The 15,848-nt window shown below is 67.7% G+C and carries 14 protein-coding genes and 2 pseudogenes; 2 read left to right on the forward strand and 14 right to left on the reverse strand.

Features of this window, described 5'->3' with window-relative positions; genetic code table 11:
* Positions 1–4: 4 nt before the first annotated feature.
* Positions 5–1,689 (reverse strand): annotated as a pseudogene (gene hutU / locus OL239_RS14490) (urocanate hydratase).
* Positions 1,690–1,764: 75 nt separating this feature from the next.
* On the reverse strand, positions 1,765–2,565 hold the full coding sequence (locus OL239_RS14495; protein ID WP_268909493.1) for an IclR family transcriptional regulator: 801 nt from the start codon (positions 2,563–2,565) through the stop codon (positions 1,765–1,767).
* A gap of 88 nt (positions 2,566–2,653) precedes the next feature.
* Between OL239_RS14495 and hutH the strand changes: the two are divergent.
* Positions 2,654–4,229 (forward strand): annotated as a pseudogene (gene hutH / locus OL239_RS14500) (histidine ammonia-lyase).
* A 4-nt stretch (positions 4,230–4,233) separates the two neighbouring features.
* A complete protein-coding gene (locus tag OL239_RS14505; protein ID WP_268909494.1) occupies positions 4,234–4,533 on the forward strand; it encodes an acylphosphatase in 300 nt (99 codons plus the stop codon).
* A 314-nt stretch (positions 4,534–4,847) separates the two neighbouring features.
* On the opposite strand, the gene OL239_RS14510 is transcribed toward OL239_RS14505, so the two are convergent.
* The 12 genes from OL239_RS14510 to OL239_RS14565 form a co-directional block, all read right to left on the reverse strand.
* The gene (locus OL239_RS14510; protein WP_268909495.1) at positions 4,848–5,876 is read right to left on the reverse strand and encodes a hypothetical protein; all 1,029 of its coding nucleotides are present in this window, start codon (positions 5,874–5,876) and stop codon (positions 4,848–4,850) included.
* Between the two features lie 221 nt (positions 5,877–6,097).
* Positions 6,098–7,219: an NAD(P)/FAD-dependent oxidoreductase gene (locus tag OL239_RS14515; RefSeq protein ID WP_268909496.1), complete on the reverse strand. Its 1,122-nt coding sequence runs from the start codon at positions 7,217–7,219 to the stop codon at positions 6,098–6,100.
* Positions 7,219–8,121 carry an aminoglycoside phosphotransferase family protein gene (locus OL239_RS14520; protein ID WP_268909497.1) on the reverse strand — a complete coding sequence of 301 codons (903 nt, stop codon included), beginning with the start codon at positions 8,119–8,121 and terminating at the stop codon, positions 7,219–7,221. The genes OL239_RS14515 and OL239_RS14520 overlap by 1 nt, the downstream gene beginning before the upstream one ends.
* Before the next feature lie 191 nt (positions 8,122–8,312).
* Complete coding sequence (gene gatB / locus OL239_RS14525) at positions 8,313–9,830, reverse strand: Asp-tRNA(Asn)/Glu-tRNA(Gln) amidotransferase subunit GatB (protein ID WP_268909498.1); 1,518 nt, start codon at positions 9,828–9,830, stop codon at positions 8,313–8,315.
* Positions 9,830–11,332 carry an Asp-tRNA(Asn)/Glu-tRNA(Gln) amidotransferase subunit GatA gene (gene gatA, locus OL239_RS14530; protein WP_268909499.1) on the reverse strand — a complete coding sequence of 501 codons (1,503 nt, stop codon included), beginning with the start codon at positions 11,330–11,332 and terminating at the stop codon, positions 9,830–9,832. Before gatA ends, gatB begins: the two co-directional genes overlap by 1 nt.
* A gap of 8 nt (positions 11,333–11,340) precedes the next feature.
* Positions 11,341–11,637, reverse strand: a complete 297-nt coding sequence (gene gatC, locus OL239_RS14535; RefSeq protein WP_152221910.1) for an Asp-tRNA(Asn)/Glu-tRNA(Gln) amidotransferase subunit GatC — start codon at positions 11,635–11,637, stop codon at positions 11,341–11,343.
* 540 nt (positions 11,638–12,177) lie between these two features.
* Entirely contained in the window at positions 12,178–12,672 is a 495-nt protein-coding gene (locus OL239_RS14540) for a GNAT family N-acetyltransferase (RefSeq protein WP_268909500.1), read from the reverse strand.
* Positions 12,673–12,884: 212 nt separating this feature from the next.
* The gene (locus tag OL239_RS14545) at positions 12,885–13,331 is read right to left on the reverse strand and encodes a TraR/DksA family transcriptional regulator (protein ID WP_268909501.1); all 447 of its coding nucleotides are present in this window, start codon (positions 13,329–13,331) and stop codon (positions 12,885–12,887) included.
* Between the two features lie 86 nt (positions 13,332–13,417).
* Complete coding sequence (locus OL239_RS14550) at positions 13,418–13,822, reverse strand: ATP-binding cassette domain-containing protein (RefSeq protein WP_268909502.1); 405 nt, start codon at positions 13,820–13,822, stop codon at positions 13,418–13,420.
* A complete protein-coding gene (locus tag OL239_RS14555; protein ID WP_329609241.1) occupies positions 13,780–14,169 on the reverse strand; it encodes an ATP-binding cassette domain-containing protein in 390 nt (129 codons plus the stop codon). Before OL239_RS14555 ends, OL239_RS14550 begins: the two co-directional genes overlap by 43 nt.
* Entirely contained in the window at positions 14,159–15,067 is a 909-nt protein-coding gene (locus OL239_RS14560) for an ATP-binding cassette domain-containing protein (protein ID WP_268909503.1), read from the reverse strand. The genes OL239_RS14555 and OL239_RS14560 overlap by 11 nt, the downstream gene beginning before the upstream one ends.
* On the reverse strand, positions 15,064–15,834 hold the full coding sequence (locus tag OL239_RS14565) for an ABC transporter permease (RefSeq protein WP_268909504.1): 771 nt from the start codon (positions 15,832–15,834) through the stop codon (positions 15,064–15,066). The genes OL239_RS14560 and OL239_RS14565 overlap by 4 nt, the downstream gene beginning before the upstream one ends.
* Positions 15,835–15,848: the final 14 nt, after the last annotated feature.

Consider the following 15,848-nt stretch of genomic DNA (forward strand, 5'->3'; position numbering starts at 1 on the left):
GACCCTACTCTTCCATTGGGATACGGACGCCGCGCTCGGCGGCGACATCGGAGGCCCGCTGGTAGCCGGCGTCGGCGTGCCGGATGACCCCGGTGCCCGGGTCGTTGGTGAGGAGCCGCTCCAGCTTTTCGGCCGCCAGTGCGGTGCCGTCGGCGACCGACACCTGACCGGCGTGGATGGAGCGGCCGATGCCCACTCCGCCGCCGTGGTGAATGGAGACCCAGGTGGCGCCGGACGCGGTGTTCAGCAGGGCGTTAAGCAGCGGCCAGTCGGCCACGGCGTCGGACCCGTCGGCCATGGCCTCGGTCTCGCGGTAGGGCGAGGCCACGGACCCGGAGTCCAGGTGGTCGCGGCCAATGACGATGGGCGCGCTGACTTTGCCCTCGGCCACCAGGGAGTTGAACAGCAGCCCGGCCTTGGCCCGGTCCCCGTAGCCCAGCCAGCAGATCCGGGCCGGCAACCCCTCGAACTCCACGTGTTCCGCCGCGGCATCGAGCCAGCGGTGCAGGCGGGTATTCTCCGGAAAAAGGTCCTTGATGGCAGCGTCGGTGACGGCGATGTCGTGCGGATCCCCGGAGAGCGCCACCCAGCGGAACGGGCCCATGCCCTCGCAGAACAGCGGGCGGATATAGGCGGGAACGAAGCCCGGGAACTCGAAGGCCCGCTCGAACCCGCCCTGGCATGCCTCGTCGCGGATCGAGTTGCCGTAGTCGAACACCTCGGCGCCGGCGTCCTGGAAGCCCACCATTGCCGCCACCTGTCGGGCCATGGACTCACGGGCTTTCCTGGTGAACCCCCCGGGGTCGGCCGCGGACTCGGCTTTCCACTGGTCCACGGGAATGCCGGCCGGCAGGTAGCTCAGCGGATCATGCGCGGAGGTCTGGTCCGTGACAATGTCCACGGTGATCTCTCCGGCGTTGTGCCGGCGCAGCAGCTCCTCGAACACCTCTGCCGCGTTGCCGACCAGCCCCACCGACAGGGCACGCTTCTCGGCCTTGGCGGCCATGACGCGGGCGACGGCGGTGTCCAGGTCCGTTTCCACCTCCTGCAGGTAGCGCTTGCCGGCGCGGCGGCGCAGGCGGGATTCGTCGACGTCGACAATGAGTACTGCTCCCCCGTTGAGCGTGACGGCCAGCGGCTGTGCCTCGCCCATGCCGCCGCAGCCGCCGGTCAGGGTCAGCGTGCCGGCCAGGGTGGCGTTCTCGTCAGCGAAGATCCTCCGGGCCACGGCCCCGAAGGTTTCATAGGTGCCCTGCAGGATTCCCTGCGTGCCGATATAGATCCAGGATCCGGCCGTCATCTGCCCGTACATCATCAGCCCCTCGGCCTCCAGCCGGCGGAACTCGGGCCAGGTGGCCCAGTCCCCCACCAGGTTGGAGTTAGCGAGCAGCACCCGCGGCGCCCACTCGTGGGTGCGGAACACGCCCACCGGCTTGCCGGACTGGACCAGCAGGGTTTCGTCGCCGGCCAGGGTGGACAGGGTGCGGACGATCGCGTCGTAGGCCTCCCAGCTGCGCGCGGCCCGGCCGGTGCCGCCGTAGACCACCAGGTCCCCGGGGCGCTCGGCAACTTCCGGGTCCAGATTGTTCATGAGCATGCGCAGCGGCGCTCGGTTTGCCAGCTCCGGGCGGTCAGGGTGCTGCCGCGCGGAGCCCGGATGCTGCGGGCGGGATCTGATGTGGTGGCCATCTTCCAGACCGTAACGGAGCCGGTTTCCGTTGCTTCCCCTGGGCCGGCAAGGTCTGGGATCTCAGACAGCAACCGTCACCGGCGAGCTGGACCCGCGCCGAGCCGGCGGGAAATCTCCGCGGCGCAGCGGGAGACGTCGGACAGCCAGCGGGCCGCCAGATCCTCGATTCCCCCGCCGGCACCGGGTTCGGGCAGTGAGGAATTTGGAGCCGTGAGGGTAACGCTGGCGACGGCGTGCCCGGAACGGTCCAGGACGGGCACGGCGATGGAGGAAAAGCCTTCGGTTACTTCATTTTCTTCCCAGGCATAGCCGCGGTTCCGCACCTGTGCCAGCAGACCGGTGAGCGCCGTACCCCCGATGCGGCCGGACCGCATGGTCTCCGGAGCAGGATAGAGGGCCCGCAGCTGGGCATTTGTCATCTGGGCCAGCATGGCCCGCCCGCTGGCGGTGCGGTGCGCCGGAAGCCGGATGCCGGCGTCGGTCACCAGCGGCTGCTGCCGCGGCGCCCGTTCCTCGATGACATAGATGGTGTCCGTGCCCTGCAGCACCGCCAGGTGCGCGGTCAGCCGTGCCCGGGCCACCAGCGTGCGCAGCGGAAACCGGCCGATGCGCTGCAGCGGTGCCTGCCGGGCGTAGCCGGTGCCGAGCTCATGCGCGGTCGCCCCGAGGGCGTATTTGCGTTCCTCCGGCAAATGCACGGCAAACCCGTCCTGCACCAGGGCGGCCAGCAGGTGGTAGGTGGTGGACCGGGGCAGGGACAGGTCACGGGAAACGGCAGTGGCGCTGACCGGGCCCGCCTGCATGCCCAGATACCTCAGGATGGACAGGACCTGCGCTGCTGCTGGAACCTGGACCCGGGAGTAGCTCTCTGGCATTCCCGGAGTCTACGGCAGTGTCTGGGATCCCAGAAACAGAATCGGCGGCAGGCTGGGCCCGGCAGTGTCCGCATGCTCAGATAAGAAGATGGACACCCTGGAACACCCCCGTACAACCGTTGAACTCGGCACCGGCGCCCTGACGGCGGAGAACATTGTTGCCGTAGCCCGGTACGGTGCTCCCGTGGAGCTGGCGCAGGAAGCCGTTGCGGCCATGCAGTCCTCACGGGAAGTCATTGAAGAACTCGCCGCCGACGACAAACCGCATTACGGCGTTTCCACCGGTTTCGGCGCGCTGGCGGTGAAGCAGATCGTTCCGGACCAGCGCCGGCAGCTGCAGCGCTCCCTGATCCGCAGCCACGCGGCGTCGTCGGGGGCGGAAGTGGACACCGAGGTGGTGCGGGCCCTGATGCTGAACCGGCTGTCCACTCTGGCCACCGGCCGCACCGGGGTCCGTCCCGGGGTGGCCATGGCGTACGCGGGGCTGCTGAACGCCGGTATCACCCCGGTGGTGGGCGAATACGGGTCGCTGGGCTGCTCCGGGGACCTCGCTCCGCTTTCGCACTGTGCTCTGGCCCTGCTCGGCGAAGGAGAGGTCCGCACGGCCGACGGCGACCGCGTGCCGGCAGCCGCGGCGCTGGCCGCCGCCGGGTTGGAGCCCGTGGAGCTTCAGGAAAAGGAAGGCCTGGCCCTGATCAACGGCACCGACGGAATGCTGGGCATGCTGACGCTCGCCACCGCCGACCTGCGCCGGCTGCTCGCCACCGCCGACCTGGCTGCAGCCATGAGCGTGGAGGGGCTGCTCGGCAGTGACGCGGTGTTTGCCGCGGATCTCCAGGCCCTGCGGCCGCAGCCCGGACAGGGCGCGTCCGCTGCGAACGTTCGCGCGGTGCTGGCCGGGTCGGCCCTCATTGACGAGCACAAGACCGGCGGATTCACCCGGGTGCAGGACGCCTATTCCCTGCGCTGCGTTCCCTCCGTTCACGGCGCGGCCCGGTCCACGCTGCTCCATGCCGAGAATGTTGCCGGGTGCGAGCGGGCCTCGGCCATCGACAACCCGGTGGTAACCCTGGACGGGCGGCTGGAATCCAACGGAAATTTCCACGGGGCTCCGGTGGGCTACGTGCTGGATTTCCTGGCCATCGCCGTCGCCGACGTCGCGTCCATGAGTGAGCGGCGGACCGACCGGTTCCTGGACACCGCTCGCAGCCACGGCCTCAGTGCCTTCCTGGCTTTCGATCCGGGAGTGGACTCGGGCCACATGATCGCGCAGTACACCCAGGCCGGAATCGTGGCCGAGCTCAAACGGCTGGCCGTGCCCGCCTCGGTGGACTCCATCCCGTCCTCGGCCATGCAGGAGGACCACGTCTCGATGGGCTGGGCCGCGGGACTGAAACTGCGCCGCGCCATCGACGGCCTGGAAAGGGTGCTGGCCATTGAGCTGCTGGACATCTGCACGGGCGCTGGACATGCGCGACGGCGGCGTGAACACCTCCCGCAGCGCCCCCGCGGTCACGGCCGTGCGGTCCGCGCTGCGGGCGGTGGTGGCCGGCCCCGGCCCGGACCGGTACCTCGCACCGGAAATCGAAGCGGCCCGGCTGCTGGTGGCCAACGGTTCCCTGCTGGCCGCTGCAGACCCAGTGCTGGGCCGGCCGTTACGCTAGGCGCATGACCCCTTCGGATTCCGGTTCGCTGCCGGCCCGCCGCTTGACCGCCCGCATCACCGGCGACGTGCAGGCGGTTGGATTCCGGTTCCGGACCCTGCAGCAGGCCACCCGCCTCGGCCTGACCGGCGTGGCCTCGAACAGGTCCGACGGGTCGGTACAGGTGGTGGCGGAAGGAGCCCGGCCGGCACTCGACGGGCTGCTGGAGTGGCTGGGCTCCCCTGCCGCCCCGGGCACCGTCCGCGGCATCGAGGAATCCTTTTCCGACGCCACCGGCGAATTTCCGGATTTCAGCACCGGCTAATACGGCCCGAACCGCCCTAGTTCGCGCAAAGTCCGGGATTCTCCCTGAATGCTGCTGCGAATGCCCTCATGAATGCCGTAAAAATGCGGGTAATACCGCAGGCAGGAGAGATTTCCGGGCAAAGAAAAACGCCGGCAGACTGTGGATTGATTGGGGGGAACAATCCTAGTCTGCCGGCGCCGGATAGGTCACTACGCTATCCATTCATCACTCGCACCCTTATGAGGTACCTCTTACGATAATGGTGTGTTCTGGGCGGAAACTGTAGGAAAGCTGGCAACTCCCTGAAAGCCCCTGCAAGTTGGAGCAGCGGGTCAGGACGCCTGTTTGCGGTTGTCCGGAACATGCTGGCGCCGCGGCTGGGGCATGGCGTTACTGAAAGCCAGCACCAGCGACGGCCGCAGCGGCTTGGACGGCGCACCGCAGGCCTCATCTACCCGGCCAACGGTCCCGGAAGAACTCTCCTGGCCGCCGGCCTGGTTCTTCCCCGGCGTGCGGCCGGCGGAGCCGCCGGTGCGCTTCGCGGAGGAAGATTTCGACCCGTTGGAGCCGGCGGGCCGGTTACCTCCCGACCGGTCCTTCGCCGGCGGCGTCTTGGCGGACGGTGCTTTGGCGGACGGCGTTTTAGCACCCTGGGCAGATTTGGCTCCAGACTTGCCTGAAGCCCCTTTAACCGGAGCTTTGTTACCCGGGGCCGGCTTGGCCGACGCCGTATTGCCGGAGGCGCCCTTGTTGGAGGCGCCTTTGTTGGAGGCGCCCTTACTGGAGACCGATTTGTTCAGCGCCGATTTAGCCGGCCCCGTCTTCTGCTTCGTGGCGGACGCAGGCTGCTTTTTCGCGGACTGCTTATTTACGGACTGCTTCTGAACGGGCCGAGCATCCTCGGCGGACTGCTTCGCGGACTGCTCTTTTGCCGTTGTGGACCGGGGTGCCGCCTTGGCAGGCTGCTGCCGGGTTTCGGCTTTCATGGACGAGGCGGGCTGCGCCGCGGCACCGGCCTCCGCAGCAGCTGCCGGCACCGCGGCACGAACAGTGCGCGGGCTGGCCGGAGCGGGCTGCGGGCGGCCCGTGGCGGCGGCGGGATGCAGTGCCGCCAGGATTTCCTCCGTGGCTGAGCGTGTGGTGTCGACAAAGACCACGGCTGCCGCGTCCTCCGGTGCGGTTTCGGTTCGTTTCACCGCGGAGTTCTTCACCACGCGGTATAGGGCGGCGGTGACCACAATGAGCGCGGCGCCCGTTCCGTAAATCAGCACCAGGGACAGGGCCAGAGAAGTTGTCCCGCCGGAAAAGAATCCGAACCCCGTGATTGCCATCAGCAGCCAAATGCTGGAAATAACGGTCAAGGCGGTTCGAACTTTTACATAGAGCGGACGCTGCTGCACGCCATTCAACTGTGGCGGCAAAATATCTGGCACTGGGACAGACCTTTCAAGCGAAAAGGTGGATCAAAAGGGGGAGGAAGCCCACTTGGCTTTGTCCTTCCACTGTAGGCACCGGAGGCGGCGAAAAAGGCCATACGCGCCCCGCTCAGCTAATTCGTTACGAAGCAGGCATGAGATTTTGGTCACAGTCCGCGCCGGCCGGGATTTAGTGCCTGAACCGCCGCTGTTTCCGGCTCCTGTCCGAGCAGCAGGGCTGCCGCAAGTTCGGCAATTCCTGAGGAAGTTTGGAAGCCGTACCCGCCTTGTCCTGCCAGCCAAAACAGGCCCGGCACGCCGTCGTCGTATCCCACGACGGGCAGTCCGTCGGCGGCCTCGGTGCGCAGCCCGGTCCAGCATTTCACCGCCCCGGTGATGCCCAGGGTAGTGACGGAATTAATCCGGGTAATGAGTGCCGCGATGTCCTCCTGCCGCGGCTGGGCATCCATGGGACCACTCGCCTCGCTCTCCGACGGCGAGATCAGCACCCGCCGCCCCTCAGGCCGGTAATAGAAGGAGTCGCCGGCGTCGGCCACCATCGGCGCACCTGCCGGCAGCGGATGGCCGACGTCGACGACGGCGGCCGTGCGGCGGTACGGCTGCAGTCCGCGCGGCCGGGCTCCGTACAGGCCGGCGACCTGGTCGGCCCAGGCGCCGGCGGCGTTGACCACCACCTTGGACCGGATGTGCAGGGCTCCCGCCGTGGTGACCCAGCTTCCGCCGTGGTCGGAGGTGCCGGTTTCCGACGCCTCACCTTTCAGCTCCGCGGCGCGGACCGGATGTCCGGTCAGGATCTTTCCGCCGCGGTCCAGGATCCGCCGGCGGTGGTAATCCATCAACGCATCGGTGTTGCACGCGACGGAGGTGGTGTCCAGTCCCGCCGCGGCGAACAGACCGGGCTTCAGTTCCGGAGCCAGGGCCTGCATTTCCGCGGGCATGATCGGGTGCATGTGTCCGCTGGCACGGTCCCTGACGTTTTCCTCGCTGCCCACCAGCAGGAAACTGCGCGGGGTGAGGACCGGTTCGGGAAGATGGACCTCCAACGCGCGGATCAGTGCCAGCGTCCTCAGGGTCAGGTCCTGCACGACGCCCGGGCCGTAACTGGGGATCAGCTGCCGGGCTGACCGCGAGGAGGTGTGGTAGCCCAGCGTCTGCTCGGCTTCGGCGACGAGCACGCCTGTCCGGCCGGCCAGCGCGGAGGCTAGGGACAATCCGGCTATTCCGCCGCCAACCACCAGGACGTCCGTGCTTGGTGTATCAGTGCCCATCACATGCCGCCTCCGGCGTCGGTCAAAATTTCCATGAGCGTCTCGGACCCCATCAGGTACATCCCCGGATGATCGTCCGAATTGGCGAGCAGGCTGGAAGCCATGCACACTGCCCAGCCCTGGGCCCTGCCCCAGATGTACGGATCAGCGTCGTACTGGTTTCCCAGGGCCGCGCGCAGGGCGCTGCGCCCGTTCCGGTCAAAGACCAGCCACGCCGCGGCCAGGTCGGTGGCCGGATCGCCGGCCGTGAGGTCGCCGAAGTCGATTACGGCTTCCAGCCCGCCGCCGCTGGTGCCCACCAGGTTGGCCGGATGTAGGTCGCCGTGCAGCCACACCGGTGGGCCGGGCCACAGCGGCAGCCCGAGGCTCGTCTCCCATAGTTCGCGGATCCGGGCCGCGTGCGGCACCATGCCGCTGTCCAGGCGGCTGCGCACGGCATCGTCCCGATCGCGGAGAGGAACGCCGCGGACCGGGTTGCGGGGAAAACCGGCGGGGGCCGGCTGGTGAAAGGCGTTCAGGAACCGGGCCAGCGGTGCGGCCAGAGCCACGTTGCGGTCCCGCGGCTGCAGGGACACCTCGGTGCCGGTAAACCAGCGGGTGACGCTCCAGGGCCAGGGAAACGCATCGGAGGGTTGGCCGGCAAACAGGGGTGCCGATGTTCCCACCGGCAGGTCAGCGGTCAGTCCGGGCAGCCAGGTCTGCTCATTGGCGGTTAATGCGGCTGCGCTCCGGCGCCGCGGCAGCCGGACGGCGTAGTCGGTGCCGAGCCGGTAAATGTAGTTATCCCAGCCGTTCGCCACCGGCTGCAGCGCCGCGTCCGCCAGCGCCGGGTGCTGGTCGAGGAGCAGCTGCCGCACCAGGCCGGTATCCACGAAGATCTCTGCTGCAGGATGAGTGGCCATGCCTGAACCCTACCGTCAGCCGAAGCCAGCCGTCTGCCCGCCAGCTGCGGCGGGGCTGCGCGGCTGTGATTTGGGGGCAGCGCGGCGGGTATTTTGCGGCTGCGCGGGCCTTTGAGCCCCGGCGCCCGGGCCGTGAACCGGTGCCGGCCCCGGGAAACCCGGGGCCGGCACTGGTTCATACGTCCGGCTGCTTAGCCCTGCACGCCCAGGCGTTCGAGGATCAGCTCGCGGACACGGCCGGCGTCGGCCTGCCCGCGGGTCGCCTTCATAACGCCGCCAACAATGGCGCCCACGGCCTGGACCTTGCCGCCGCGGATCTTGTCCGCGACGTCGGGCTGGGCCGCCAGTGCGGCGTCGATGGCTTCGAGCAGAGGACCGTCGTCGGACACCACGGCCAGGCCGCGCGCCTCGATGACTTCCTCCGGGGCGCCTTCGCCGGCGAGGACGCCGTCGAGGACCTGGCGGGCCAGCTTGTCGTTGATCCTGCCGGCCTGGATCAGCCGGTCCAGGTCAACGATCAGCTCTGCTGTGACGCCAACCTCGGTGGGCTCCACTTCGGCTTCCTTGGCGCGGCGGGACACTTCGCCCATCCACCATTTGCGGGCCACCTGGGCGGAGGCGCCTGCGGCGATGGTTTCCTCAATGGAATCCATGACTCCCGCGTTGACCACGTCGCGGAACTCGGCGTCCGAGTAGCCCCAGTCGGCCTGCAGGCGCTTGCGGCGCTCGGCCGGCGGCTCGGGCAGGCGGGAACGCAGCTCCTCGATCCATTCCTCGGTCGTGACCACGGGAACCAGGTCCGGCTCCGGGAAGTAGCGGTAGTCGTCGGCGTCGGACTTGGGCCGGCCCGACGTCGTCGAGCGCGTGTCCTCGTGCCAGTGCCGGGTTTCCTGGACAATCTTGTTGCCCGATTCCAGGACAGCGGCGTGGCGCTGGATCTCGAAGCGGACGGCGCGTTCGACGGCGCGCAGCGAGTTCACGTTCTTGGTTTCCGAGCGCGTCCCGAACTTTTCCTGGCCGTGCGGGCGCAGGGAAACGTTGGCGTCGCAGCGCACGTTGCCGCGCTCCATCTTGGCGTCGGAGACACCCAGGTTCTTCACGATCTCGCGGACCGCTGCCACATAGGCCTTGGCCAGCTCGGGCGCGCGGGAGCCGGCACCCTCGATCGGCTTGGTGACAATCTCCACCAGCGGAACACCGGAACGGTTGTAGTCCACCAGGGAGAAGTCGGCGCCCTGGATGCGGCCGGTGGCCCCGCCCATGTGGGTCAGCTTTCCGGCGTCTTCCTCCATGTGCGCGCGCTCAATCTCGACGCGGAACACGGTGCCGTCCTCAAGTTCGATGTCCAGGTAGCCGTCGTAGGCGATCGGATCTTCGTACTGCGAGGTCTGGAAGTTCTTGGGGGTGTCCGGGTAGAAGTACTGCTTCCGGGCGAAGGTGCAGGATTCGGCGATCTTGCAGTTCAGCGCCAGCCCGATCAGGATCGAGTACTCCACGGCGGTCTTGTTCACCACCGGCAGCACGCCGGGCATGCCCAGGCACACCGGAGTGACGTTGGTGTTCGGCTCGTCGCCGAAGACGTTGGGCGCATCGGAGAACATCTTGGTGTTGGTGCTGAGCTCCACGTGGACCTCAAAACCGAGCACCGGATCGTACTTCTCCATGGCCTCTTCGAAGGACAGGGTGTCGTCCTGGATGTGCACAGACATTACTTCACTCCTCCGAGTACGGGTGCAGAGGCCAGCAGCGGTCCGCCCCACTTGTTTTCCAGCAGGCGCTCCAGCGCGGCGCCGGCCCGGTACAGGCGCGCATCTTCCCGGACCGGAGCCAGGAACTGGATGCCCACGGGCAGTCCGTCGGCCAGACCGCCGGGGATGGAGATGCCCGGAACGCCGGCCATGTTGGCCGGGATGGTGGCGACGTCGTTCAGGTACATGGCCAGCGGATCATCCAGCTTCTCCCCCAGCTTGAAGGCCGTGTTGGGCGAGGTGGGGGAAATCAGCACGTCGGCCTGGGCAAACGCGGCGTCGAAGTCGCGCTGGATCAGGGTGCGCACCTTCTGGGCCGAGCCGTAGTAGGCGTCGTAGTAGCCGGCCGAGAGGGCGTAGGTGCCCAGGATGATGCGGCGCTTGACCTCGTCGCCGAAACCGGCGGCGCGGGTGGCGCCCATGACGCGCTCAATGGTCAGAGGACCGTCGGCGGGCAGGGCACGCAGGCCGTACCGCACGCCGTCGTACTTGGCGAGGTTGGAAGACGCCTCGGACGGCATGATCAGGTAGTAGGCGCCCAGGGCGTACTTGAAGTTGGGGCAGGAGACCTCAACGATTTCCGCCCCGGCGTCTTTCAGGAGCTCAAGTGACTCGTTGAAACGGGCCAGGACGCCGGATTCGTAGCCTTCGCCCTGCAGTTCCTTGATGACGCCGATGCGCATGCCCGCCACGCTGCCGTTGCGGGCAGCTTCCACGAGGTTGCCCACGGGATCGGTCAGCGAGGTGGAGTCGCGGGGGTCGTGGCCGCCGATGACTTCCTGCAGCAGGGCCGCATCCAGCACGGTGCGCGACACCGGGCCGATCTGGTCCAGGGAGGAAGCCATGGCAATGGCACCGTAGCGGGAAACTCCGCCGTAGGTGGGCTTCACACCCACGGAACCGGTGACGGCGGCGGGCTGGCGGATGGAACCGCCCGTGTCGGTGCCCAGCGCCAGCGGCGCTTCGAAGGCGGCAACTGCGGCTGCGGACCCGCCGCCGGAACCGCCGGGAATGCGGTCCAGGTCCCACGGGTTGCGGGTGGGGCCGAACGCGGAGTGCTCGGTGGAGGAGCCCATGGCGAATTCGTCCAGGTTGGTCTTGCCGAGCATCGGCATCCGGGCGGCACGGATGCGGGTGATCACCGTGGCGTCGTACGGGCTCATCCAGCCCTCAAGCATCTTGGAGCCGGCCGTGGTGGGCTGGCCCTTGGTGACGATGAGGTCCTTGATGGCGATCGGGACACCGGCGAGGGTGTGCAGGGTTTCGCCGGCGGCGCGGGCCTTGTCGACGTCGGCCGCTACCTGCAGTGCTTCGTCGGTGTTCACGTGCAGGAACGCGTTGACGGCGCCGTCGACCTCGGAGATCCGGTCCAGATGGGCCTGCGTAAGTTCAACGGCGGATACCTCGCCGGATGCGAGCTTGTCCGCCAGGGCGGCGGCGCTCAAGGTGATCAGTTCATTCATGGAAGTCTTTACTCCTCATCCAGGATGGCAGGGACCTTGAAGCGGCCGGCAGCATTGTCGGGAGCACCGGAGAGCGCTTCTTCGTTGGTCAGCGTCTGCCCCACAACATCCTCGCGGAACACGTTGGTCAGCGGGATCGGGTGGGAGGTGGCCGGGATGTCTTCGCCGGCAACTTCGCTTACGGATTTGATCGAATCAACAATGACATCCAGTTCGCCGGCCATTTTGGCCAGTTCGTCCTCGGTCATCTCAATGTGGGCCAGATGCGCCAGGTGCGCCACAGCCTCACGATTGATCTCAGACATGAGTCTCCCATGCGTCTTTTACGGATAAATAAGGTATCCGTTCCAGTCTACGGCGTTTACTGGTGCGGTTTTCCGGGTTTCGGGGCGGGGCGGGCGCCTGTGAAGCCGCCGGTGCGGGCTTCTGTGAAGCCGCCGGTGCTGCGAATCCGTTGTACAGCTAACGGGCTTTAGCACCCTCCCAGCCCATCCGTTGTACAGCTAACGGGCTATAGCACCCTCCCAGCCCATCCGTTGTACAGCTAACGGGCTTTAGCACCCTCCCAGCCCATCCGTTGTACAGATGACGGGCCCAAAACCTCGTCTTGGGCCCGTCATCTGTACAACGGACGTCATGCGTTCATCGAGTGTGCAGATCTGGCGGCTTCCCTACCACCATGGCTTCCGAGTGTGCAGGCCTGGCGGCTTCGAAGGCGTCCGCAGCCCCGGAGCATACCCGGGCCAGGACCGCCCGCCGGTACCCGGACCGCACGACGAAACCCCCATCCGCATAAACGCGGATGAGGGTTCAACCTGCCTCGGCTACACAAGCCGAAGCGCGGATCAGAGCTCGAGGCGGAAGACCCAGAGGATGATGTCTTCATTGGGTACGTACCAGTCACGCTCGGGAACGCGCTTGAAGCCCATGGACAGGTACAGGGCATGGGCGTTGGTCATCGGGGTCATGCTGGTCAGGCTGACACTGTGGATGCCGTCGAGGCTGCGCGCGTACTCGATCACGGCCGCAACCAGCGCCCGGCCGACGCCGCCGCGCTGCAGGGCGGGGTCCACGGCGAGCATCCGGAATTCCAGTTCGCCCTCGACGGCGATGTCGGTGTAGGGCTGTCCGGCGAAGGTAATCGCGGTTGACGCCGCCACTTTTCCGTCCAGCTCGGCCACCCAGACCAGCGCGTTCGCCGCACGGTCTTCTACGTTTTCAAGTTCCTTGACGTAGGGATTATCTGCCTCGATGAACCCTGCGCTGAGGTACGCATCACGGGTGATCCGGCGGATGTCGTCAAAGTCTGCCGCGGTGGCCTGCCGGACGGTGATGCTCATGCGTGTTACGAATCCTTACGTAGGTCTTGATTTCCAACGTAGATTCTAGCCCCACCAAACCCCGCGCTGCCGCCGGCGGTGACCCCGGACACTCGGCCCGGCATTCCCCGGCGCGACGCGGGCACGGCGCGGGCACGGCGCCGGACACTCCCCCGGGCACGACGCCGACTCGACGCAGGCACGGCGCGGGCACGACGCCGGCAGGACCGGGCCTACCGCCGTCGGGCAGCTGCCGCGCAGGAAACGCAGAACCGGGCCTCGGGCCGGATCTCCAGGCGTTCGGAGGGGATGGGGTTGCCGCAGTTCTCACACACCCCGTAACTCCCCTTGTCCAGGCGGACGCGGGCGTCCAGGAGCTCGATGAGAGCGGATTCGGCGGCGGCCAGCAGCGCCATTTCGTTATTGCGTTCCACCGACACGGTGGAACCCTCCGGATCGTGTTCGTCGTCGGCGGGGGTGTCCTTGGCGGCGAGAGTCACTTCCCGGATGTCAGCCAGGACGGCATCGATTTTTTCCCGGGTTTCCGCAATGCGTTCGTCCAGCAGGTGCGCGAAGTGTCCGGTGTCCAGATCGGCAGGGGTGGCAGCCCCGGGAACCGGGGTGCGCACAGCTGCGGAGCCTGGGGCTTTCCGCGGAGCGGCAGTAACTTTACGGGTCATGGGGTTCCTCCGGTCCATGAATGGCAAGTGCGACCAATTATCCGCGCCTCGCTTCACATGTCCCGCCCCTGGGGCACCCGCTTCCCTCAGGGCTTAAACCCACGCCCGGCCAGGGCGGCAGACAAGGGTGGGACACCAGTCCGGGCAACGGCCTCCGGCGGACCCGGGGCCGGCCGGGGCAGCGTCAATTCCGGCAACTGCAGAATGCTGCCGCACCAGGCCTCCAGCAGCTGGCGGTCATGGCTCAGCGCCAGGACACCGAGGCCGCGGGCAGCAACCTCCCCGCCGATAATCCCGACCACCGCAGCAGTGGTGGCGGCATCAAGCATGGCTGTCGCCTCATCGCAGATGAGGTAGTCCGGCCCTGCAGCCAGGGCACGCGCAAGGCAGGCGCGCTGGAGCTGGCCGTCGGAAACCTCGCTCGGATACCGATCGAGCAGGTCGGCGGTCAGCTGGACCCTGCCCGCGAAGTGCGAGACCGCCGCGTCCACATCCCGGCGCCGTGCAGCACCGCGGGCAGCACCGCGGGCGTTCCGGATTCCCTCCTGATCACAGCGCGCAGCGTCATCCGGGGGCTGCAGGACCGGCGCGGGGACTGGAACAGCATGGCGATGCCGCCGTCGCCCGCCGCGCGAACGGCTTCACCGTTGCAAGTGACAAACCCCGTCGACGGCGCCACCAGGCCGGCCAGCACCCGGGCCAGCGTTGTTTTCCCGCTGCCCGACGGCCCGGTCAGGCCGACCTGGCTGCCGGCCGGGATGCTAAGCGTGACGTTCCGCAGCACTGTCCGGCCGCCGTAGGAAAATCCCACGTTGGCGGCACTCAGTTCATCTGGCATAACCCGTCTCCATTTCCCCGGCCGCCCGCAGCCGGTCCGCGTACGTGTAGTCCGCCGGTAAATCCGTCAGCGCCGGGGGCAGCCCCGGCATCGGGTGCAGTCCGTTGGCCGGAAGCGCCGCGAGCAGGTCCACGGTGTAGGGCTCCGCCGGTGTCGTCAGGATCTGCGCGGCCGGACCGGTTTCGATGATCCGCCCGGCGTACATCACCGAGACCTCGTCCGCGGTACCGGACGAGGCGAGCGCCTGCAGGTCATGCGTTATCAGTACGACGGCGGTGCCGGCGTCCGCGGTGCTGCGCAGCAGTTCCAGGGTGAGGTGGGCCAGACGGGGGTCCAGCCCGGAGACCGGTTCGTCCGCCACCAGCACGTCGGGATCCCCGGCCAGGGCGAAGGCCAGGGCTGCGCGCTGCAGCATGCCCCCGCTCAGCTCATGCGGAAACGCCTCCAGAGCCTGTGCCTCCAGGTTGACCCGGGCCAGCAGCTCCTCCGCCGTGGCCTCTCCCCGCAGTTCGCGGAGCGTCTCCCGCAGCTGTGCCCCCACCCGTCTCACCGGGGTGAGATAGGTGGCTGCGGACTGCGGAACGTAGCCGATCCTCCGTCCCCGAAGCCCTGCCGTCCGCGAGGCCGCGGCATGCCCCGCACCGGTCAGGGGTGTCACCGCTCCGTTCCGGTCGACATACTCCAGCCGTCCGCCGGCCATGGTGCCCGCCGGCAGCATACCGAGGATGGCCGTGGCCAGAGTTGTCTTTCCGGAGCCTGACTCCCCCACGACGGCATGCACTTTTCCGCGAAACGCCGTAAACGCCACATCGGTGGCAGCGTGCACCCAGGCTGTTTTTCCGCGGATAGTCACCGGTATCCGGACGGTGTGCCCTGCGGCGCGAATGGCAACGCTCATGATCTGCCTTCCGTTCTGGACACGAGCCCGGACCCGCAGGCCGCAATGGCCAGCGTGGTGCAGAGAAGGAGCAGCGCGGGGAACACCAGGGCCCACCAGCCGCCCAGCAGCACCTCGGCCTGGGCCTCCTGCAGCAGCGTCCCCAGGGATGCCCGGTCCGGGGACAGGCCAAGTCCCAGGAAGGAGAGGGTGGATTCATGCCAGATGGCGTGGGGCAGGAGCATCACGGTGGCCACCATGCCCTGTCCCAGGGCTGCGGGCAGGAAATGCCGCCGGAGCACCTGGGCGCGCGTCGCACCCAGCAGATAGGACGCCTCCACATACTCGAGGCCGCGCACTGACAGAGCTTCCGCGCGGACAATCCTCGCAACCTGCGTCCAGTGCGTCAGCGCGATGGAGGCAATGATCGCGATGACTGATCCCCGGAACATGGCCACGATCACCACGCCCAGCAGCAGGTGCGGCACAGCGTTCACCGCGTCGATAATCCGCATGATGATCCGGTCTGTCCGTCCGCCCACCGCTGCCGACACCGAACCCACCAGCATTCCCAGAACCATCGCCAGCACCGCGCAGAGCGCGGCAATAAGCAGCGAGACCCGCAGCCCGGAGGCCAGCCGAACAAACAGGTCGCGGCCGGCGTGGTCCGTTCCGAACAGATGGGCGGACGACGGCGGCAGGCGGGCCGCGCTGAAATCGGTCACCTTTTGGTCCGTGCCGGCAAGCATCGGAACAAACACTGCATAGGCAACGATTCCGGCCAGCACGGCCGCCCCGATAA

The organism is Arthrobacter sp. ATA002, from assembly GCF_026898095.1.
GTDB lineage: Bacteria > Actinomycetota > Actinomycetes > Actinomycetales > Micrococcaceae > Arthrobacter_B.

What these genes read in the sequence shown, in the direction of transcription:
- OL239_RS14495 (WP_268909493.1), bottom strand. Translation starts at nt 2,565, where the DNA reads ATGCCAGAGAGCTACTCCCGGGTCCAGGTTCCAGCAGCAGCGCAGGTC.
- gatC (WP_152221910.1), bottom strand. Translation starts at nt 11,637, where the DNA reads ATGTCTGAGATCAATCGTGAGGCTGTGGCGCACCTGGCGCATCTGGCC.
- OL239_RS14520 (WP_268909497.1), bottom strand. Translation starts at nt 8,121, where the DNA reads ATGGCCACTCATCCTGCAGCAGAGATCTTCGTGGATACCGGCCTGGTG.
- gatA (WP_268909499.1), bottom strand. Translation starts at nt 11,332, where the DNA reads ATGAATGAACTGATCACCTTGAGCGCCGCCGCCCTGGCGGACAAGCTC.
- gatB (WP_268909498.1), bottom strand. Translation starts at nt 9,830, where the DNA reads ATGTCTGTGCACATCCAGGACGACACCCTGTCCTTCGAAGAGGCCATG.
- OL239_RS14545 (WP_268909501.1), bottom strand. Translation starts at nt 13,331, where the DNA reads ATGACCCGTAAAGTTACTGCCGCTCCGCGGAAAGCCCCAGGCTCCGCA.
- OL239_RS14555 (WP_329609241.1), bottom strand. Translation starts at nt 14,169, where the DNA reads ATGCCAGATGAACTGAGTGCCGCCAACGTGGGATTTTCCTACGGCGGC.
- OL239_RS14560 (WP_268909503.1), bottom strand. Translation starts at nt 15,067, where the DNA reads ATGAGCGTTGCCATTCGCGCCGCAGGGCACACCGTCCGGATACCGGTG.
- OL239_RS14505 (WP_268909494.1), top strand. Translation starts at nt 4,234, where the DNA reads ATGACCCCTTCGGATTCCGGTTCGCTGCCGGCCCGCCGCTTGACCGCC.
- OL239_RS14515 (WP_268909496.1), bottom strand. Translation starts at nt 7,219, where the DNA reads ATGGGCACTGATACACCAAGCACGGACGTCCTGGTGGTTGGCGGCGGA.
- OL239_RS14540 (WP_268909500.1), bottom strand. Translation starts at nt 12,672, where the DNA reads ATGAGCATCACCGTCCGGCAGGCCACCGCGGCAGACTTTGACGACATC.